Annotated in this window: 15 protein-coding genes and 1 pseudogene; 5 read left to right on the top strand and 11 right to left on the bottom strand. The window is 62.4% G+C overall.

Annotated elements, in window-relative coordinates:
- Positions 1–14: 14 nt before the first annotated feature.
- The 7 genes from QMA15_RS19560 to dacB form a co-directional block, all read right to left on the bottom strand.
- Positions 15–2,384, bottom strand: coding sequence for an RDD family protein (locus QMA15_RS19560; RefSeq protein ID WP_290285990.1), 2,370 nt, complete (start codon positions 2,382–2,384; stop codon positions 15–17).
- Between the two features lie 46 nt (positions 2,385–2,430).
- Positions 2,431–4,743, bottom strand: a complete 2,313-nt coding sequence (locus QMA15_RS19555) for a PQQ-binding-like beta-propeller repeat protein (protein ID WP_279163031.1) — start codon at positions 4,741–4,743, stop codon at positions 2,431–2,433.
- Between the two features lie 22 nt (positions 4,744–4,765).
- Positions 4,766–5,446 (bottom strand): DUF4190 domain-containing protein, encoded by a 681-nt coding sequence (locus QMA15_RS19550; RefSeq protein WP_279163030.1) that lies wholly within the window; start codon positions 5,444–5,446, stop codon positions 4,766–4,768.
- 122 nt (positions 5,447–5,568) lie between these two features.
- On the bottom strand, positions 5,569–6,123 hold the full coding sequence (hpt, locus tag QMA15_RS19545; protein ID WP_019746778.1) for a hypoxanthine phosphoribosyltransferase: 555 nt from the start codon (positions 6,121–6,123) through the stop codon (positions 5,569–5,571).
- Positions 6,124–6,126: 3 nt separating this feature from the next.
- Positions 6,127–7,104 (bottom strand): tRNA lysidine(34) synthetase TilS, encoded by a 978-nt coding sequence (gene tilS, locus QMA15_RS19540; RefSeq protein WP_279163029.1) that lies wholly within the window; start codon positions 7,102–7,104, stop codon positions 6,127–6,129.
- Entirely contained in the window at positions 7,105–8,178 is a 1,074-nt protein-coding gene (locus tag QMA15_RS19535; protein WP_003941120.1) for a zinc-dependent metalloprotease, read from the bottom strand. It lies immediately after the preceding gene.
- Entirely contained in the window at positions 8,178–9,587 is a 1,410-nt protein-coding gene (dacB, locus tag QMA15_RS19530) for a D-alanyl-D-alanine carboxypeptidase/D-alanyl-D-alanine-endopeptidase (RefSeq protein WP_029254401.1), read from the bottom strand. Before dacB ends, QMA15_RS19535 begins: the two co-directional genes overlap by 1 nt.
- 103 nt (positions 9,588–9,690) lie before the next feature.
- Between dacB and QMA15_RS19525 the strand changes: the two genes are divergently transcribed.
- Positions 9,691–10,182, top strand: a complete 492-nt coding sequence (locus tag QMA15_RS19525) for an inorganic diphosphatase (RefSeq protein WP_003941181.1) — start codon at positions 9,691–9,693, stop codon at positions 10,180–10,182.
- 87 nt (positions 10,183–10,269) lie between these two features.
- On the opposite strand, the gene QMA15_RS19520 is transcribed toward QMA15_RS19525, so the two are convergent.
- From QMA15_RS19520 to QMA15_RS19510, 3 genes are all read right to left on the bottom strand, one after another.
- Positions 10,270–11,100, bottom strand: a complete 831-nt coding sequence (locus QMA15_RS19520) for a crotonase/enoyl-CoA hydratase family protein (protein WP_007727023.1) — start codon at positions 11,098–11,100, stop codon at positions 10,270–10,272.
- Positions 11,101–11,146: 46 nt separating this feature from the next.
- Complete coding sequence (locus QMA15_RS19515) at positions 11,147–11,353, bottom strand: hypothetical protein (protein WP_124568973.1); 207 nt, start codon at positions 11,351–11,353, stop codon at positions 11,147–11,149.
- 133 nt (positions 11,354–11,486) lie between these two features.
- Positions 11,487–13,016, bottom strand: coding sequence for an LCP family protein (locus tag QMA15_RS19510; RefSeq protein WP_290285978.1), 1,530 nt, complete (start codon positions 13,014–13,016; stop codon positions 11,487–11,489).
- A gap of 122 nt (positions 13,017–13,138) precedes the next feature.
- On the opposite strand from QMA15_RS19510, the gene QMA15_RS19505 reads away from it, so the two are divergent.
- From QMA15_RS19505 to QMA15_RS19495, 3 genes and pseudogenes are all read left to right on the top strand, one after another.
- Positions 13,139–13,957, top strand: coding sequence for a polysaccharide deacetylase family protein (locus tag QMA15_RS19505; protein WP_020968335.1), 819 nt, complete (start codon positions 13,139–13,141; stop codon positions 13,955–13,957).
- Between the two features lie 4 nt (positions 13,958–13,961).
- Positions 13,962–15,941, top strand: a pseudogene (locus QMA15_RS19500) (amino acid transporter).
- 257 nt (positions 15,942–16,198) lie between these two features.
- A complete protein-coding gene (locus QMA15_RS19495; protein WP_198538379.1) occupies positions 16,199–16,576 on the top strand; it encodes an ASCH domain-containing protein in 378 nt (125 codons plus the stop codon).
- 137 nt (positions 16,577–16,713) lie between these two features.
- On the opposite strand, the gene QMA15_RS19490 is transcribed toward QMA15_RS19495, so the two are convergent.
- Positions 16,714–16,854: a hypothetical protein gene (locus tag QMA15_RS19490; protein WP_154606704.1), complete on the bottom strand. Its 141-nt coding sequence runs from the start codon at positions 16,852–16,854 to the stop codon at positions 16,714–16,716.
- 355 nt (positions 16,855–17,209) lie between these two features.
- Here QMA15_RS19490 and QMA15_RS19485 point away from each other — a divergent pair, with 355 nt between their 5' ends.
- Positions 17,210–17,761, top strand: a complete 552-nt coding sequence (locus QMA15_RS19485) for an AAA family ATPase (protein ID WP_279163027.1) — start codon at positions 17,210–17,212, stop codon at positions 17,759–17,761.
- Positions 17,762–18,171: the final 410 nt, after the last annotated feature.

Below are 18,171 nucleotides of genomic sequence, written 5' to 3'. Positions count from 1 at the left end.
CGAAGCGCGCTCGGTCACTGTCGGGTCACCACGACGGCGGCGTCAGCCATCCGATCGTGGAAGCCGCGGACGTCCGGTGCGCTACTGATCGAAACGATGATCGCGATCGAAATAGCGCCTGTTACAAGAGAACCGAGAATGCTCGCGACACTGCCCAACGACATCGAATTCAGCATGCCGACGAGCTCGTCACCACTACCGAGCATGGCCAACGCCGAAACAGCCGATCCGAGGTACATGGGGATCACGAATGCATTCCGTTTGAAGGACTGCGCCAGGGCCGGACGTGCACCTCCTACCGAGCGAACCCCTATTCCGAGGGCGAGTTTGCCCAGCGTTACCCCGAATGCCGACTCTCCCCATACGAAGTACACGATCGAACCGATCCCGATCAGCAGGCCGATCAGACCCGAACTTGTCCGGTAGGAATCGAAGTCGAATCCGTTTCCGAGCGTCGCGGTGGAGATCATTCCGCCGACGACCGACACAACTGCGAGAATGGCAAAATCGATGAACCGTGCGGCAACTCGTATCCCCGCGCCGGCCGGCCGAAACCCACCAGGCAGGAGTGGAACGCCGGTCGGCCCATACCCCGGGTTCGGTTGCGGCACGGCAAATTGCGGCACGGCCGGTCGCGGTGCGGACGGTTGCACAAGGTCGCCACTGGAGTGGGCCTCCGGTCCGCTCGAAATGAACGTCTCGGTCGCAGGTTCGGGTTCGGGTCCGAGTAGACCGAATTGCCCAGCAGCCCTTCGGTCCAATGCCGCATCCACAGCCGGATCACCCAGCGCTTCGAGCCACGTCACAAGATCGTCGTACGTCGACGGATTCGCAGCGATCGCCGGCCGCAACTCCGGCGAACTCGATGCGATCTCGAACAGCACCGCCGCCGGAGTCCGCGGATCCGCAGCCTCGAGAGCACGCCTCGAACGCTGAACGGGCTGTCCGAGATTCGGTACCGCAGCTGTAACCGTGGTGGCCGACGCGAACAGTTGCACCCCCGCATACAAATTCCGAACAGCCGGTGAGACTGTGAGAGCGAGAGCAACCAGAACCACCAGCACCGCCATGGCGAGATCGAATATCCATGCACTGTAATATATTTCGCCATACATGGCCGACTGCACCACGAGACGAGCGATCATCAGGACGAGCAAGCCGACACAGACTCCAAGACCGACCTCGCGTGACGGGCGAGGGTCGAGCGAAGAATACCGAAGTGACAGTGATCTGACTCCGACGACGGCAAGAATCCCGAAGAGTATCGCGAGAACAGCGAGCACCAACGCATCTCCCCACGGCACGATGCCAAATTGCGTTGCTGCCATTGCGATCTGAGAGAATCCAACACCGAAGCTCCACACCGCGATCAACAGCATGCCGTTTCGTGCCGCTGCGAGCCAGACGTATCCGGGGTGCGTCCCGTCGCCGACGGATGCAACACCGAATGGAATGAATGTAATTGCAGCTGCGGCAATCAAGAACGTGATGCCGTAGTACGGACTAGCCGTGACCGTGTGGAACAGCTCGACACTTGTGCCCTCGCTGATCGAGTGGAGTAATCCGGCTGCGAGGAGAGCGATGCCGAGAGCGGCGATGGTGAGGCGCCAGGACGCAAACCGTCTGGCGAGACCGACTGCCGCAACACCCACCACGACGATCGGAACGGCCGACGACACGAAGAGAACGATCAGGCTCTCGAATGTCTGCGGCCCGTCGTAATATCGGTAGCGACTGGCGGAGACCAGGATGTAGATCAGCGCGAGTAGCGCCGAGGCCACTGACGACCCCCAAGCCACAAACACAAGCGGCTTCACCAACGCCAACCATCGCGGCGCGGTTCGAGGGTCGATGCGAATTTCGGCCGCTCGCGGTTGAGCTGCGAGCAGGGCGCCGGCAAGCCCGAACCACGCTCCAGCGCCGACCCCGTTGCCGGTGAAAACACTCGAGCTCTCACTGAATCGGAACATTCCACGAATGACGTCGTAGACGACAAGACCCACGACAGTGGCAATGAGGGGTCCGTTGGCCACCAGACGCAGCACACGTATCTGCCCGACATTCCAATTCGGCCCGAGCATTCCGAGTCGCGCCACGTACGGCAGAGACAGGGACACCAGCGACAGCAGTGTCGGTAAAACCAGAAGCACCACAAGAGCACTCGAACCGACGCGGGTTATTGCGACGGTCGCACTCCACGGCAAGAAGAACGACACGAACAGTAGTACCGCGGCTGTCCCGTCGCGGGTGTAGTCACCGATCCGAATATCCTCGAACGCAGATCGCGCCGGTGAATAGCCCTGCGCCGGTGGATACACGCCGTGTGGCTGGGGCAAACCGTCTATTGATGATTCGCTGTGTTGACGCGAGTTGTCTTCGGTCATTCGCCAAGCTCCTCAGATGTGGGAAGTGCGCCGAACGGCTCAGGCACTATCGCCGATATTTGGTGGTCCCCGACGAATCGCGATCGTTGCTGACGATCTTGGCGAAGCATTGATCGTTGGCAATCCGCTTCGAATCGCACCACCCGTTTGACGCATCCGCATCCGCAAACGTCAAGCCTGCGACGGTTATCCACCAACCCCGGAGATCGAAGGTCCGCCATTCGTCACTCCAGAGCAGACGCACCTCCGGATACATGAGACGAAGTTCGAGATGCTGTCGCAGGATCTGGGCAGCAGTCCAATGCACCTGAGCGCCATTGATATCCGCCGCATCGAGTCCGACCCGCTTGGAGGAGATCTGAGCCACCCACCTGTTCGCGAGGTCACCGATCACAAAGGGGCGATCGGCGTCGGCCTGAGCCCGGAGGGCGTCAAGACTCGCAGATTCGACGTCGCCCGTTGTCGGCTGCGCGCTACGTGTGGGTCGGATCGGCGTATTGGTGTCACTTCGCGATGCCGGCCCGGATGTCAGGCTGGTATCACTCGTCCCCTCGTCCTCGCATTCGACGAGTTGAGCACCTGACGCTCTCGAATTGGTCAGACTCGAAGACTCACCGAGAGTGTTCGGCAGCCTCCAGAAGCTACCGAGGTCGTACAGGAACTCGCGCTGGATCGAGTTCGTCGTGTTCGTCCCATCGGTTCGGGGAAGATAGATCGGCGCATCGGAGAAGTCGAACACCGCCGATGCAACGCTCTGGCCGGTGTCGGTGATCGACACACGAAGCGCGTCGGTGGAGACGATGTCTCCGCCGGGACATGATGCTTTCATTTCCATTAGAACGACGAGACCCTCTGCCTGCGTGCGGTATTCAACCGGCGTCAGGGTCGGTGTCCGTCCGCATTTCGTGACGTACTCGTTGCCTCCGTCGAATTCAGGGACAGCGGGCAGCCTGCCCGGTGTCCCTGACGGTCCGCCGGTCGGTGGGTAGTAGAGGAATTCGTCATTGGAGATCGAGGCGAGTCCGTCGTGGGCCTTCGACCAAGACCAGTGGTTGGTGTGGGAATCGAGTGACCAGCTGATGGAGCCGTCGTCGAGTTCAACGGCTAGTACCCTGCCGTCGTTAGGATGGACGAGAATTCGCTCACCGTCCGAGACCGAGTAAGAGAAGTAGTCACCGATCTTGGTCGACCACAACTGTTCCCCGGTGTCGATTCGGTAGGCCGAGAGCGTGTCCGAGTCGTTGCCCAACACGATGTCGCCGACGATCCGGCGTAGCGAGAAGTGGTCTCCGCCGATGACCGACCACAACTCGGTGCCGTCGTTCATGTCGTAGGCACCGTGCGAGCCGATGTACGGACGAGAGTTCGATGCCGAGACAAGCCACGGTGATGCCGGTGCGTCTTCGTCAACTCTAAATCTCTCGGCACCGTCACGGTCGGACACGATGCTGGAGTATCCGTCCGACGGAAATGGCATCGCGCAGAGGACGCCGGCAAAACCTTGTCCTGGAAGTGCCTCGTAGCCACCCAGATTCGGATTCGAAAGCAGTGCGCCATCGACCGCGTTGAGCGCCGTAGATCCGATGCTCGAGTAATAGACGATGCCGTCCACGATCTCGAACGAATGCGAATCGCCGGATCCGACGCAGTCGGTTTCCGGTGGAGTTGTCGTTGTCCACGCCGCGTCGAGATCGTTAGGCGTACCGCGCGAAATCACCAGCCCGGACTGGCTACCGCCGACAGTGAAGACCGCTCCGTCGGAAACCTCGACCAAGGTGGCTGTATCGGTGTCGACACTCGAACGAATCGCCCCCGAGTCGAGCGAGAAGGAAACGACTCGAGCTGTTCCACCAGGGTTCCTGACGACACAAGGTAGGGCTGCATCGATCGCGGCGGTCGCACACGACACCGTGCCGGCGACCGGCGTTTGCCATCGAATGGATCCGCTCTCGGCGTCGACTGCTACAAGTTGGGACTGCTGGCCCTGCTGTGGACCGACCGTAGTGATCAGAGTCTGTCCCACGTCGATGAATCTCGCCGTTCCATAGCTCGCACCGAGCGAATCCGGCCACAGAAATCTTCCGCCCGGCAGAACCTCGTCAACGTCCAACGACCACCCTGGCGTCGGCTGCGTGGGGTAAGTGTTGACCAGCTGGCCTGCCACCGGTCCATCGGTGTCTCCAGACCGGAGAATCGTGACAACGGTGACGGCGCCTGCGGCGAGGGCCGCGACGGCGGTAAGGGCTGCAACGGCAAGAATCCATCCTCGGCCACGAGATCGAGAGGGCGGAGGATGTCCGGCAACCGGAGCCTGCGGTGGTGAAGGTGGGGGTGGTGGGGGCGGGGGCGGCAACGTCATCGGTTGTGTCTCCCTCTGTCGATCATTCGTCCGCTAGGCAAAGCACTACGACAGGACTCTCTTTGCGAACCCAATCGGCGGTGCACGAAGATGTGGACGTGCCGCGGCTGACTACCCGGTGAGTGGCGCTGCTCGAGCTGCACGAGACCGGACTGACGTATGTCTCGCTGGTCCCGTCGCCCTTGTCTGCCCCGAGCCTTCGTACGACGCAGTCACCTACCGAGGCATTGGCGATGACCGACGCCGTGTCGCTTCCGCTGTACGTCGGCGCCACCGTCCGGGATGTGGTGGTCGCATACGTCGGATAAGTCGTACTCGACGATTCAGATGTGTAGTAGAGAGAAGACGCGCTGTCGTAGTCGTCGAACGCGCGGGTGACTGCATTGGCAATGAGAAACATCCACACGATCGACAGCACCAGAAGCGCGGTGAAGATGTAGCCGATGACCAGGCCGGCGATTGCAAGTCCTCGCCCCTGCTCACCGCTTCGTTTGATCTGCGCCAGCGAAATGTGGCCGAGCACAATGCCGACCGGCGCCAGCACGAGCGCCCCGACCATGGCGGCAATTGCGAGGCCGTTCGTGGTCGGAGGTTGGTACAGAACGCCCTGCGGTTGGGCACTCCAGTACTGCTGCTCCCCACCAGGCGGGGGCGGTGGTGGCGGTGGCGGTGGTGGCGGTGGCGGTGGTGGCGGAAGGGTCACCGAATAAGCCGTCGATAGCGCATTCCGTGAATCTAGCGACGCCTCGGAGACCTGTCTGTCGTCCGTTCGGCGGACTGATGCAGAGGTGCCGAAATGTGAAGGGTTCTAACCGGCGAGCAGGCTCAGCCGCCGTAGACCTCGGGATCCAGGGTGCCGATGTACGGCAGATCGCGGTACCGCTCGGCGTAGTCGAGGCCGTAACCGACGACGAACTCGTTGGGGATGTCGAAGCCCACGTCGCGGACGTCGACGTCGATCTTGACCGCGTCAGGCTTGCGGAGCAGGGTGACGACCTCGAGCGAAGCGGGATTACGCGTCTTGAGGTTGCGCATCAACCACGACAGCGTGAGACCGGAGTCGATGATGTCCTCGACGATCAGCACGTGGCGACCGGCGATGTCCTTGTCGAGGTCCTTGAGGATGCGGACAACGCCCGAAGACGAGGTCGAGGATCCGTAGGAGCTCACGGCCATGAATTCCATCTGCGACGGGATCGGCAGGGCGCGGGCGAAGTCGGTCATGAAGAAGACCGCTCCCTTGAGGACGCCGATCAGCAGGAGATCCCCTTCGGGGGCGCCTGCCGGGTAACGCTTGGCGATTTCCTCAGCCAGTTCCGCCGTTCGTGCACGGATCTGTTCTTCGGAGATCAGTACCGATGCGATGTCGCCCTCGTACACGCGTCAAACCCTTCGTCGGTCTTCGAATCCGAGGATCAGCCTGCCACGTCGCCGGGCCGCCACCAACCTCGCCTCCGGTGTTCCGCCCCCGATCGCGGCGCCGCCTTGCCCCCGCCAGTCGATCACCAGGGCGTCGACTGCCCGTAACTGTTTGTCCGTCAATGCTTTTGCGCCGCCCTGCAGCAGCCAGGCCCGCAGAGCGCGTCGGCGGATTGCGGTGGGCGCTTCGGCAAGTGTGTCCACTTCCACTTCCCCGTCGACAACAGTCCGTAGAAGTAGTGCCTCGGCGTACTCGTCGAGCGCCTCGCCGTCCTCACGCAACTGCGTCGCGGTTCGGGCCAACGCCTCGGCAACTCCCCCGCCGAGAATTTCTTCGAGCAGCGGCAACGCCTCGTGCCGCAGACGCACGCGAGTGAACTCGGGATTGTTGTTGTGCGGGTCCTCCCACGGCGTGATGCCCAGGTCGACGCAGGCTGCCCTGGTCACCGACCGACGGATGCCGAGTAGCGGCCGTCCCCAGGGGGCGTCGAATGCAGCCATACCCTGAATCGATCGCCCACCGGACCCGCGGGACAGTCCGAGAAGGACGGTCTCTGCTTGATCGTCGAGCGTGTGTCCGAGTAGAACCGGGAGGTCAGTCCTGGCGTCGCGCAGAGCGCTGTACCGAGCCTCACGCGCGGCGGCTTCGAGACTCCCACCATCGGCTACGTCGACGGTCAGCACCGTCGCGGTCCGGCAACCCAGCGCCAGCGCCTGGTCTGCGGCCGAGCTCGCGACGGCATCAGAACCATCTTGTAACCGATGGTCCACGATCAACGCGTCGACAGAATCGGTTTCCGCCACGGCTGCTGCGGTCAGCGCCAACGAATCGGCTCCCCCGGACAGGGCGACGACCACCCGGCGCCGTGGCTCGAATGCGACCGTCCACGCCCGCACGGCCTGTCGCAGCGCCAGGAGGGCAGGCGTCTCAGGCAGCAGCATCTAGCCGAGAACGCGCTTTACCCACGCGTCGGGATTGTCGATCTCGTCGAGCAACGGCAAGGTCTCGGGCCCGGCCCAGATGGTGTTGAACTGCTCCATACCGACCTTGAGAACTACCGCGTCGACGAAGGCCTTGCCACGCACGTACTGCGCCATCTTGGCGTCCATGCCGAGAAGCATCTTGATGATCCGCTGCACGGGGTTGGACTTGCGTTGCCGACGCTTGTCGAAGGCCGCGCGGATAGTTGCCACCGACGGCACCACGGCGGGGCCGACGGCGTCCATCACGTGGTCTGCATGCCCTTCGAGGAGGGTGCCGAGTACGAGCATCCGATCCAGCGCGTCACGCTGAGGTTCTGCCTGCGAAGCACGCAGCAGGCCGATGATCCCGCCCGCCGTCGCACCGTCACTGGAGTCGGGTTCCTTCCGCGAGCGCAACTCTGCAGCAAGGCGCCCGACAACGTCGGTCATCGACTCGTCCACCGTCGCACCAAGCGTTTCGACGGATTCCTTCATGTACTCCGCTAGCCACGGCGAGGACGAGAACTGAACCCGGTGAGTGACCTCGTGCAGGCAGACCCACAACCGGAAGTCACTCGGGTTCAGCCGAAGGGACCGTTCGACGGAGACGATGTTCGGTGTGACCAGAAGCAGGGTGCCGTGCTCGCCGGTGAACGGGTCGTACTGCCCGAGGATCGCCGAAGACAGGTACGCCAGCATTGCGCCGGCCTGCAGGCCCGCCGGCTTTCCGACGATGAGATTGCCACTGCCGTCAGGGTCGGCGCCGGTGAGATGCGCCATCGACCGCGAGGCCGCCGTGATCCACCCGGCCCGGTCAAGCACGTCAGCGGCCGGGACCGGTAGACCGTCGGCCAAACCGGTCACTTCACGAACCGGCAGTTCGGCACGCTTGGACGCTTCGGCGAGTTCTGCGGTTGCCGTCTCGGCCGTGTAGCGAGACATCGCGGGGCCGCCGCGCGCCAGTTTTATCCCGGCTTTGGCGGCAAGACTCCAGTCGACGGCACCACCGAGCGGAGCCGAGGCTTCATCATCTTGTGGAGTCTTTTCGGCCACTATTGGCACCCGCAATTCCTCAATGCTCCGGCAATCGCGTCCAGGGCAGGACGGCTCACTTCTGGCGGCCGGTCATTGGACATCAGTGCGAAGGTGAGCACTCGCCCGTTCTGATCGACCACGAACCCTGACAACGCGCTGGCCGTCGAGAGAGTTCCCGTCTTGGCCCGTACCCAACCCGCACCGGTTCGGTTTCCGGACGCGTAGCGGTCGGACAAACTTCCTGTTCCGCCGGCCACCGGAAGGTAGTCCAGCAGCGGACGCAGTTTCGGATCACCGTCACCGGCCGCCGCCGTCATGACGCGATCGAGTACCTGAGCGGGAATGAGATCGTCGACGGAAAGTCCGCTGGAATCGTGCAGCGAAACTCCGGTGTAGTCGAACCCGGCGGCCTGCAAGGTCTTGCCGGTCGCGTCGACGGCTCCGGTGAACGAGGCTTCGATTCCGGAGGCAATCGCGACCTCACGCCCGATGGTCTCGGCGAGCACGTTGTCGGAATGTTCCATCATCTGCAGCAGTCGGTCGCTCAGCGGCGCCGACTGCACGGTGGCGATCGGCTTGGCACCGGCAGGCGCCGCGCCGAGACTCACGTTGGCGGGATCGACACCGAGGGCCTGAGCGAGCACCTTGCCCGCGTCCAACGCGGGCGTTTCCGAACGCGGCGACTCGTCTTGAGTGCCGTCGTACCGACCACCTTCGATCATCACCGATTCGATCGGGGTGATGTAACCGGCCGCGATGTCAGCGGGGAACCACCCGGTGGCCATGTTGTCGCCCTTGAACAAGCTCGAGTCCACCACGACGCTGGTCACCGGCGTACCGGCAGCCTTGATCTGGTCGACGAGATCCGCGATGTGAGCAGCATTGGCGTAGTACCCGCTCTGCCCCTTCGGCGTCGCCGTCAGCGTCGGGTCACCACCGCCGACCAGAACGACCTGCCCGGGGCTCGCTCCGGGGACCACCGTCGTGGCCAGCCTGTGGTCGAGCGGCAGCTTCAGCAGTGCCGCCGATGCGGTCAGCACCTTCGTCGTGGACGCAGGCGTCATCGGCGTCGACGGGTCTGCGCTCCACAGAATGTTTCCGGTGAGCGCATCAGCGACAACTCCGGTGAACTTCCCCAGATCCGGGTTGGCCACGGCCGGGCCGATCGCCGCTGCGATTCCCGACGCGCTCGGGATCGGTGCGTCCGTCGGGACGGGCACCACCTGAGGTGACGGCGTCACGAGCGCAGGCTGCGGCGACGTAGTCACGGTCGCGCTGCCGGCTGTGTCGTTCGACGTACCGAGTTTCACGACGACAACTCCGGCGACGGCCAGTACAACCACTGCACCGACCGCCAGAAGGATGCGGAAGTTACGCCGTCGACTCTCTTCCAACGAGCCGATCTTCTTCTTTCCTTGGCCCGCCAACGCCCCTCCGTCTGTGCTCTGCCTACTGGGTGGTCAGGCAACCTTATCCTTGACCCGATATCCTTCCGACGAATCATTACCGACACGACAGCGAGGAATCGGCGTGGAGTTCGACGTCACCATCGAGATCCCCAAGGGTCAGCGCAACAAGTACGAGGTCGACCACGTAACCGGTCGCGTCAAACTCGATCGCTACCTCTACACAGCTTTCGGCTACCCGGCCGACTACGGCTTCATCGAAAACACCCTGGGTGAGGACGGCGATCCGCTCGACGCCATGGTCCTGCTCCCCGAGTCGGTCTTCCCCGGCGTCATCGTCGAGGCTCGCGCAGTCGCGATGTTCAAGATGGTCGACGAGGCCGGCGGAGACGACAAGGTCCTCTGCGTTCCGGCCGGTGACCCCCGCTGGGATCACATCCAGGATCTGGGTGACATCTCACAGTTCGAGCTCGATGCGATCAAGCACTTCTTCGTCCACTACAAGGACCTCGAGCCGAACAAGCACGTCGAGGCAGCCAACTGGGTCGGCCGCGCCGAGGCAGAGGCCGAGATCGAGGCTTCGATCAAGCGTCTCGCTGCCAACGGCGGTCACTGAGCTCGAGTTCTCAGGCCTTACGAAAATCCCCGCACATCGGAAGATGTGCGGGGATTTTTGTGCTGTTTTTACTCGCCCTTGCAGTTCCTACTCACCCTGGAAGACTGGCGGGCGCTTCTGGAAGACGGCGGTGATGGCCTCGGTCAGATCCTGCGAAGGCAGGAACGCCGCGTTCCAGGCTGCGACGTAGCGAAGGCTGTCGTTCACGCTCGCGCTGCGGGTGTGATCGAGCACGTCCTTGATCCCGTGGACCACGAGCGGCGGATTGAGCGCAATCTCCTTGGCGGTCGCGCGCGCCGCTGCCAGTACCGCGTCGGCATCTTCGAAAACGTCGTTGACGAGGCCGATCTTCTCGGCGCGCGCTGCGTCGATGTCCTTGCCGGTCAGAGCCAATTCACGCAGGTGTCCGTCACCGATGATCGCGGGCAGACGCGCGAGGCTGCCCATGTCTGCGACGATCGCGACCTTGACCTCGCGGATGCTGAACTTGGCATCGGCACTTGCGTAGCGGATGTCCGCCGCCGTGATGAGGTCGACGCCGCCGCCGATGCACCAACCCTGCACAGCTGCGACGACGGGCTTGCGGCAGTCTGCGACGGCATTGATACCCGACTGCATGCGCTTGATCATGTCGTGGAATTTGGTGCGCGGACCTGCCTGAGCCTTGTCCGCGAGGACGGCACCGAATTCACCGCTCATCGCCGGCAGGTCCAGGCCGAACGAGAAGTGCTTGCCGGAACCGGCGATGACGATTGCACGCACCTCGGGATCGGCGTCGAGGTCGGCGAAGATTTCGGGGAGTTCACTCCAGAAATCCGGCCCCATCGCGTTGCCCTTGCTCGGCCCGATCAGCGTCACCTGGGCGATGTTGTCTTCGCGCTCGACGGTGAACGCATTCCAGCTCTTCTGTTCAGTCATTACTCAAGAGTAACTAAAGGTCGGGCTCAGCCGAAGACCGCTGCCTTCATCCGAAAATTCCTGCCTCGTCGAGTACCAGTACGACGAGGGTGACGGCCATCAGGGCGAACATGATGAGCATCGCCATCCTGGCTGCCCGCTCACTGGTCGGCGGGAAAACGCGCTGCGCCGGATGCTCGGCCACGTACTCGGACAAGGACATGGTCCTGGCACGTGAGCGTGTCGGATTCTGTACCGCTGCTGTTGTAGCCATGTCGGTGATCCTTTCAACTACGCAATCTCAGTCAGGTACCCCAAAGGTGAAGTACCCGACTGAGTTCGACTTCTCCAATGTAGACCCGCAGACCGAAGAAGTCAGCGTGAGTTTCGTGCGAATTACCTGAGAGTCAGTCCACACAGGGGATGCCGCCATTCGCGTCGGCTCGGATGGGTGATCCCTGCGCTCCCGTGTCGGGAACGGTCCCGGCCGATACCGACGGACCGGGTTGCACCGGAGCAGTCGAGAACACGGTCTGCGCATTGTCCTCGCCGATCAGTACAGACACTGATTCGGCCGCTGCCTGCTCGTTCGACACCGCGACCACACCCAACTGCTCGGCCAGCGCCTCTGCGACGGCTTTGGCGCCGACCCCATAGCTGACCACCGACTCTGCCGTCGCAGCTGCGGTGCTCACCTCGCCGACTTCGACTCCCGACGCTTTCATCTCCGACGCCAACGCGGCGCCCAACCCGTCCGTCGCGGTTCCGTTGCGGATGTCCACAACTTCGTTCCCGGTCGAGATCGCGGTGTCCATCGCAGGGGCAGACGCAGAGTCGCCTCCCGCGAAGATCCTCGACACTTCACTACGCAGACGCGCCGGATCGACCGTGTTGACGTCCTGGCCGTCGACGGTCTCGTATCCCTCGATGGGCAGGGTGTAGAAGTCGATATTCCCACCCGCGAGAGCGCTTGCCTGAGAAGCGAATCGGACGGGATCCATGGCGGAATCGATCACCACGTCCTTCTTCACCACGTCGGCCAGTGCCGTCATCTTCGGAATGTTACCGATGACGCCTGAGCCCTTCAGGTTGGCAATCACCGCACTGATGAATGCCTGCTGCCGATGGGTGCGATCCAAGTCCCCGTTGTCGAGACCGCGGCGTTGACGGACAAACGAAAGTGCCTGTGACGCATCGAGAGTCTGAACCCCCGCCGGGAAGTTGGCACCCGAGAAGTCGTCCTGCACCGGATTGTTGAGGCACACCTGAACGGGGCCGATAGCCGAGACGACGTCGTAGAAGCCCATCAGGTTCACTTCGGCAAAGTGATCGATCGGAACCTTGAGCAGATTCTGCACGGTGGTCAATGTCGAGCGCCTTCCGACTTCCCGCGCTTGCTGTTCTCGCGCAGCAGGATCCGTCACACCGTCCGCTACGAGTTTGGCGTCCGCGTCAGCCTTCGCCATTCCGTAGGCTTCCTTGATCTTGGCCATTCCGTAGCCGGGCACCGCGACGTAATCGTCGCGTGGGATCGCCACCGCACTGGCCTTGCCGCCGTCGCCCGGAACATGGAGCAGGATAAGCGTGTTCGTGTTGTACCCACCCACGTCGCTGTCCCCCGCATGCAACTTGTCGGTGACGAACTCTGCCGGCAGATCGCTGCCGTCCATCGCTTTACGACTGTCGAGCCCGATCAACAAGATGTTGGTATCCCCGCCTGGTGAACTGCCGGCGTCGTCACCGAGAGCGGAGAGCGCGTCCGACCGGTACAGCCCCGACGTCAGATCCGACTGCACGTACCACCCGATTCCGACGCCCACCAGAATCGTCGTCGACAGGGACGCGGCCGCCAGCTTGCGCCCCACCGAGAGCGTCGACCGCTGCGGTTGACGCCTACGCCTGTGCCTGGTTGCCGAGTGTCGAGGTCGCGGTTCCACGGCCGACACGCTATCCACCGTTCCTGAGTAGAACCTGTCGATACCGGACACAGCTGGTCATTCGCTGAAAGAACGCTGAGAATGAAGTCCGAATTGGGCAAATCTGCTCTAGGCTCCGCCCTGTGGACCGCCGACGCTTCCTCAGTGCCCTCGCAGCAGCAACTCTGACCGGAACCGCCGCAGTGACCATGGGAACCGCTTGTTCGTCACGTTCCGTCGGGACGGCCGTCGCCGCAGCCGACGAGCCAGCAGACCCCGCCGCTGTTCCGAATCTCCCGCCTGCCTTGCTGCCGCCTCCACCGCCGTCTGCCCGGGTGCCGCTGCCCGCCGGCGGATCGTTGACCGCCCTGCCCGGCGGCGGGGATCTGTTGGCCCTGACGGTTGACGACGGAGCCAGCTCCGAAGTCGTGCGCCTCTACACACAGTTCGCAAAAGACACCGGCATCCGTTTGACGTACTTCGTCAACGGGCAATACAACTCGTGGACCGAAAACGCCGGACTTCTCAGACCTCTTGTCGAGAGCGGACAAATTCAGCTCGGCAATCACACCTACTCGCACCCGGATCTGACGTCAGTGTCGAAGCAGCAGATCGCCGACGAGCTGACGAAGAACGGCACGTTCCTGCGCAACACCTACGGCGTGGATGCGGCGCCGTACTTTCGGCCGCCGTATGGAAGGCACAACGCGACAGTCGATTCCGTGGCCGCGAGCGTCGGCTACACCGTACCCACCCTCTGGTACGGGTCGCTGTCGGATTCTTCGTTGATCACCGAGGAGTACATCCTGCAGATGGCGAACCAGTACTTCAATCCGGGGGCCATAGTGATCGGACACCTCAACTATCTGCCCGTGACCCACGTGTATCCGCAACTGGTGGACATCATCCGAAGCCGGAACCTGCGGACGGTCACGCTCAACGATGTCTATCTGAAGCCGTGACGCCGTGGTGACCGCAGCCGACAACGAGGTTCCGGCCGACAACAGGGCTCCGTCTGTGAAACAACGCACCGAGGCCTGGCTGCTCGCGGACATCACCGAGGAACCCGCCGGACATCTGGGGCCACACCGGATGGCGCCGAAGAAGGAGAAGCGCCACCCGTGGTGGAAGGTGATGTGCCTGACGGGTGTCGATTACTTCTCCACTCTCGGTTACCAACCCGGTATCGCGGCACTGGCGGCCGGCACGTTGGCTCCCATCGCGACAGTCGTGTTGATTCTGCTGACGCTGTTCGGTGCGCTCCCGGTCTAGCGGCGAGTGGCTCGCGAGAGTCCGCACGGCGAGGGGTCGATCGCCATGCTCGAGAAGCTGCTGCCCAAGTGGCGCGGCAAGATCTTCGTTCTCGTGCTTCTCGGATTCGCGGCCACCGATTTCCTCATCACTATGACGCTCTCGGCTGCCGATGCCACGGCGCACCTCGTCGAGAATCCTTTTGCTCCAACCTTTCTCTCCGGACACACCGTCGCCGTCACCCTTGTTCTGCTCGCGCTCCTCGCTGCGGTATTCCTCCGCGGATTCACCGAAGCGATCGGTATCGCGGTCGGATTGGTCGCCGTCTACCTCGCCTTGAACGTGGTGGTCATCTCCGTAGGTTTGTGGCACATCGCGACCGCGCCGTCGTTGGTCACCGACTGGACGCGCGCCATGACCACCGAGCACGGAAACCCGGCGATGATGATCCTGATCGCGCTGATCGTCTTCCCGAAGTTGGCTCTCGGTCTGTCCGGCTTCGAAACCGGCGTCGCGGTCATGCCGCAGATCAAGGGCGATCCGCACGACACGGAACAGAATCCACGTGGCCGAATCAAAGGCGCACGGCGCCTGCTCACCACTGCGGCGCTGATCATGAGCGGATTCCTGCTGACGTCGAGCCTGGTCACCACCATCCTGATCCCAGAAAACGAGTTCCAACCCGGAGGCGCTGCCAACGGTCGCGCGCTTGCCTTCCTCGCGCACGACTATCTGGGTGAGATCTTCGGAACCGTCTACGATCTCAGCACGATCCTCATCCTTTGGTTTGCCGGTGCGTCGGCAATGGCAGGGTTGCTCAATCTTGTTCCGAGGTATCTCCCCCGCTACGGCATGGCGCCGTCGTGGGCCCGCGCCGTGCGTCCGCTGGTCCTCGTGTTCAGCGTCATCGCCATCACCGTCACGATCTACTTCGACGCCGGTGTCGACGCTCAGAGTTCCGCGTACGCAACCGGTGTCCTCGTGCTCATCTCGTCGGCGACCGTCGCCGTTGCCCTGTCCGCTCGCAAGCACGGTCAGCGAAAACTGTTCGTGGGGTTCAGTTTTGTTGCAGTTTTGTTCGTCTACACGACGATCGCGAACATCTTCGAACGTCCAGACGGTGTGAAAGTCGCATCGTTCTTCATCGCCGCGATCATGGTGGTGTCCTTCCTTTCCCGGATCTCGCGAGCCTTCGAACTACGGGCAACCTCCGTCGAATTCGACGAGACTGCACTGCAATTCATCGCCGAGGCAGCCGAGAAGGGTTACCTCGCGATGGTGGCGCACGACGTCGATCGTCTCGACGAGGACGAGTATCGGCAGAAGGAATCGCAGCAGCGCGCCGAAAGCAACATCCCGGAGGCGGAGTCGATCATCTTCATCGAGGTCAACGTCACGGACTCCTCCGAATTCAGCACCGACCTCCTCGTCCACGGCCGACAGCGCGGTGAGCACCGGATCCTCTGGGTCGACAGCCCTGCCGTCCCCAACACCATTGCGGCGGTTCTCCTGCGGACGAGAGACATCACCGGCGTGATTCCCGACGTCTACTTCGAGTGGACCGAGGGAAACCCGATCATGTACCTGCTCCGCTTCCTGTTCATCGGTGAGGGCGAAACCGCTCCCGTGACCCGTGAGGTTCTCCGCCGAGCCGAACCCGACCAGTCCCGACGGCCACACGTCCACGTCGGTTGACGCCGCACTCCCACCGACCGCTCACGCGGGTACCGGTGCGCCGTTGCTCGCACAGCCGGCTTTGTTTATTGCTTCTGGCACAACCGACCTCGGCCACGAGGTTCGAGCATTCTGCGAGAACGCATCCGGTGAACATCTGCAGCCTCAGAAGTCGGCGAATATCAGTGACAAGCCATTGGGAGCAGGACGGGCTTACCGGGGCGGGGAGTCGTTGAACGCGATTCTTCGTTCGATCTATAGTCCGGAGGAGACACTCAGTGGACAATGCGAACATGACGACCGGCGCGCCTGCTCAAACCGTGCACTTTCATCAGAAGCATTACACGGCAGTGATTTCTGGCGCGAAAGTTTCCACCGTCCGCTGGCGCGAAGACATTCACAAAGGGCCGGCAATTTTCATCTTCGACAATCACCCGACCGCCCGCCCCCTTGCAGGACAGGTCACCGCTGTAGAAACGTACGATCTCGCTCATCTGTCGCCGCTAGCAGCTCGCCAGCCACCCGGCACCGACATGACGAATTTCGCAAGACAACTCCGGGTCAACTACTACCCCGAGATGCCTGAAGACGCTGTTGTTCAGGTGGTCGTCATAGCCACTGATCACCAAGGGGATTCGTCACTGCCCACGACGTAGTGCGACCGACCTCAGCCGTCGAAAACGTCTGTTGTACTTCCGTGTGCGTCGAGGTCTGCACTGCCGGCGCCGATCAGGTCGTTGCGGCCCATTCTGGCTGGGTTGATCGGTCCAGGCGCGCTGGCATTCGTCCGAGGTCAGCGTTGTCGTGGATCCTCTGCGACAGGGCCGCCTTCGTTTTCCCACCGATCCAGTGCGCGTTTTTCCTGCTTGGCGGCGGTGTCTTTGCGCGATCCGAGTGATTTTACGGACTTGAGTAGTTCTGTGAGTCGGCCCATGACCGGACCATACTCGACTTTCCGGCGATGCTGACCCAGGGTTGGACGTATTTCCATCAGAGATGCCGTAGGGGACTTCGACGCCGCCATCGACGGCGTCGACAACCACGAAACCCTCCGCCCAGCCCTGCCTGCACTAGCCGCACGAGAACGCACGATCCGAGTGCATGGCGGCGAACTGCCAGCGCGGGCCAACTCGGAGTGCGATTTCGGGACAGAAATGTTCGCGGCCAAACCGCGAGCACGACGGCGGCGACGCTTCGCACGACATCGCCGCGTCGTTCGGCGAGAACACTGGACCTAAGCCGGGAAAATCGGGTGCTTCAGCCGTCGAGATAGGGATAGGTTGTGGTGCGTGAGCGACGCACAAGTGATCATTCTGACCGGCCCACCAGGGGCAGGGAAGTCGACCCTCGCCGCGAAACTTGCCCGCGGTTACAGCAAAGGCGTTCATCTGCACACAGACGACTTCTGGCACTGCATCGTTTCGGGCGCGATACCTCCGTACGACCCCACGTCCGATGCGCAGAACCAGACTGTCATGGATGTGATCGCCGGCGCCGCCTATACCTATGCTCGCGGCGACTTCACCACGGTGATCGACGGAATCATCGGGCCGTGGATGCTCCCCCACTTCCGAACACACGCGACACAGCACCCGAACTTGGCGGTCCACTACATCGTGCTCCGGCCGCAGCGCGACATCACGCTGAAGCGAGCCCAAGCCCGAACCGCGCCAAGCGCCTTGATCGACGAGGGGCCAATCCTCTCGATGTGGGATCAGTTCTCCGACCTCGGCGAGCTCGACGATCATGTACTGGACACGTCGGGCGACGCGGAAGAACAGAGTGCCCAACAAGTGGCAGCGGCCATTCGCGACGACCGTTTCCGACTCTTTGCACAGTAGCTGCTCAATCCGCCGGAAACCGTTTTGTTGCAGGACATCTCGCAGGCCATACGAGGCATACCAGCCAGGGACCCTCCAACCAGAGTGGAAAGCCCTCTTTGGTTCGCCGACTGCGGTCTCGGATTTCGCTGTCAGTCTCAGAATCGGCCGTGAACTGTTGAGACCAAGGCTGTTTCTGAGGCACCGGAGGATGAGACATGTTTCCTTATGTGACTGAGAAATGAGTGCAGATCACCAGCTAACCCTCGTCCGCCGACAGAAAACAGTTCCGGAGCGAAATCGATTTCAACAGTTGTCGAATCGACAGCGTGTCCGAGAAACCCGTCTCACCTTGTGGGGAGTTCATTAACCAGGTCTGACATTTCTGATTCGGGCATTTCATGGCCGCGGGCGGCCTCGCGTGATCCGGT

Origin of the sequence: Rhodococcus sp. APC 3903, assembly GCF_030407755.1 — a bacterium.
Classification (GTDB): domain Bacteria; phylum Actinomycetota; class Actinomycetes; order Mycobacteriales; family Mycobacteriaceae; genus Rhodococcus_F; species Rhodococcus_F erythropolis.
The sequence above is the reverse complement of the archived record's forward strand: the minus strand, read 5'-3'. Positions and strand labels throughout refer to the sequence as shown.

What these genes read in the sequence shown, in the direction of transcription:
- QMA15_RS19560 (WP_290285990.1), bottom strand. Translation starts at nt 2,384, where the DNA reads ATGACCGAAGACAACTCGCGTCAACACAGCGAATCATCAATAGACGGT.
- QMA15_RS19555 (WP_279163031.1), bottom strand. Translation starts at nt 4,743, where the DNA reads ATGACGTTGCCGCCCCCGCCCCCACCACCCCCACCTTCACCACCGCAG.
- tilS (WP_279163029.1), bottom strand. Translation starts at nt 7,104, where the DNA reads ATGCTGCTGCCTGAGACGCCTGCCCTCCTGGCGCTGCGACAGGCCGTG.
- QMA15_RS19520 (WP_007727023.1), bottom strand. Translation starts at nt 11,100, where the DNA reads ATGACTGAACAGAAGAGCTGGAATGCGTTCACCGTCGAGCGCGAAGAC.
- QMA15_RS19515 (WP_124568973.1), bottom strand. Translation starts at nt 11,353, where the DNA reads ATGGCTACAACAGCAGCGGTACAGAATCCGACACGCTCACGTGCCAGG.
- QMA15_RS19490 (WP_154606704.1), bottom strand. Translation starts at nt 16,854, where the DNA reads ATGGGCCGACTCACAGAACTACTCAAGTCCGTAAAATCACTCGGATCG.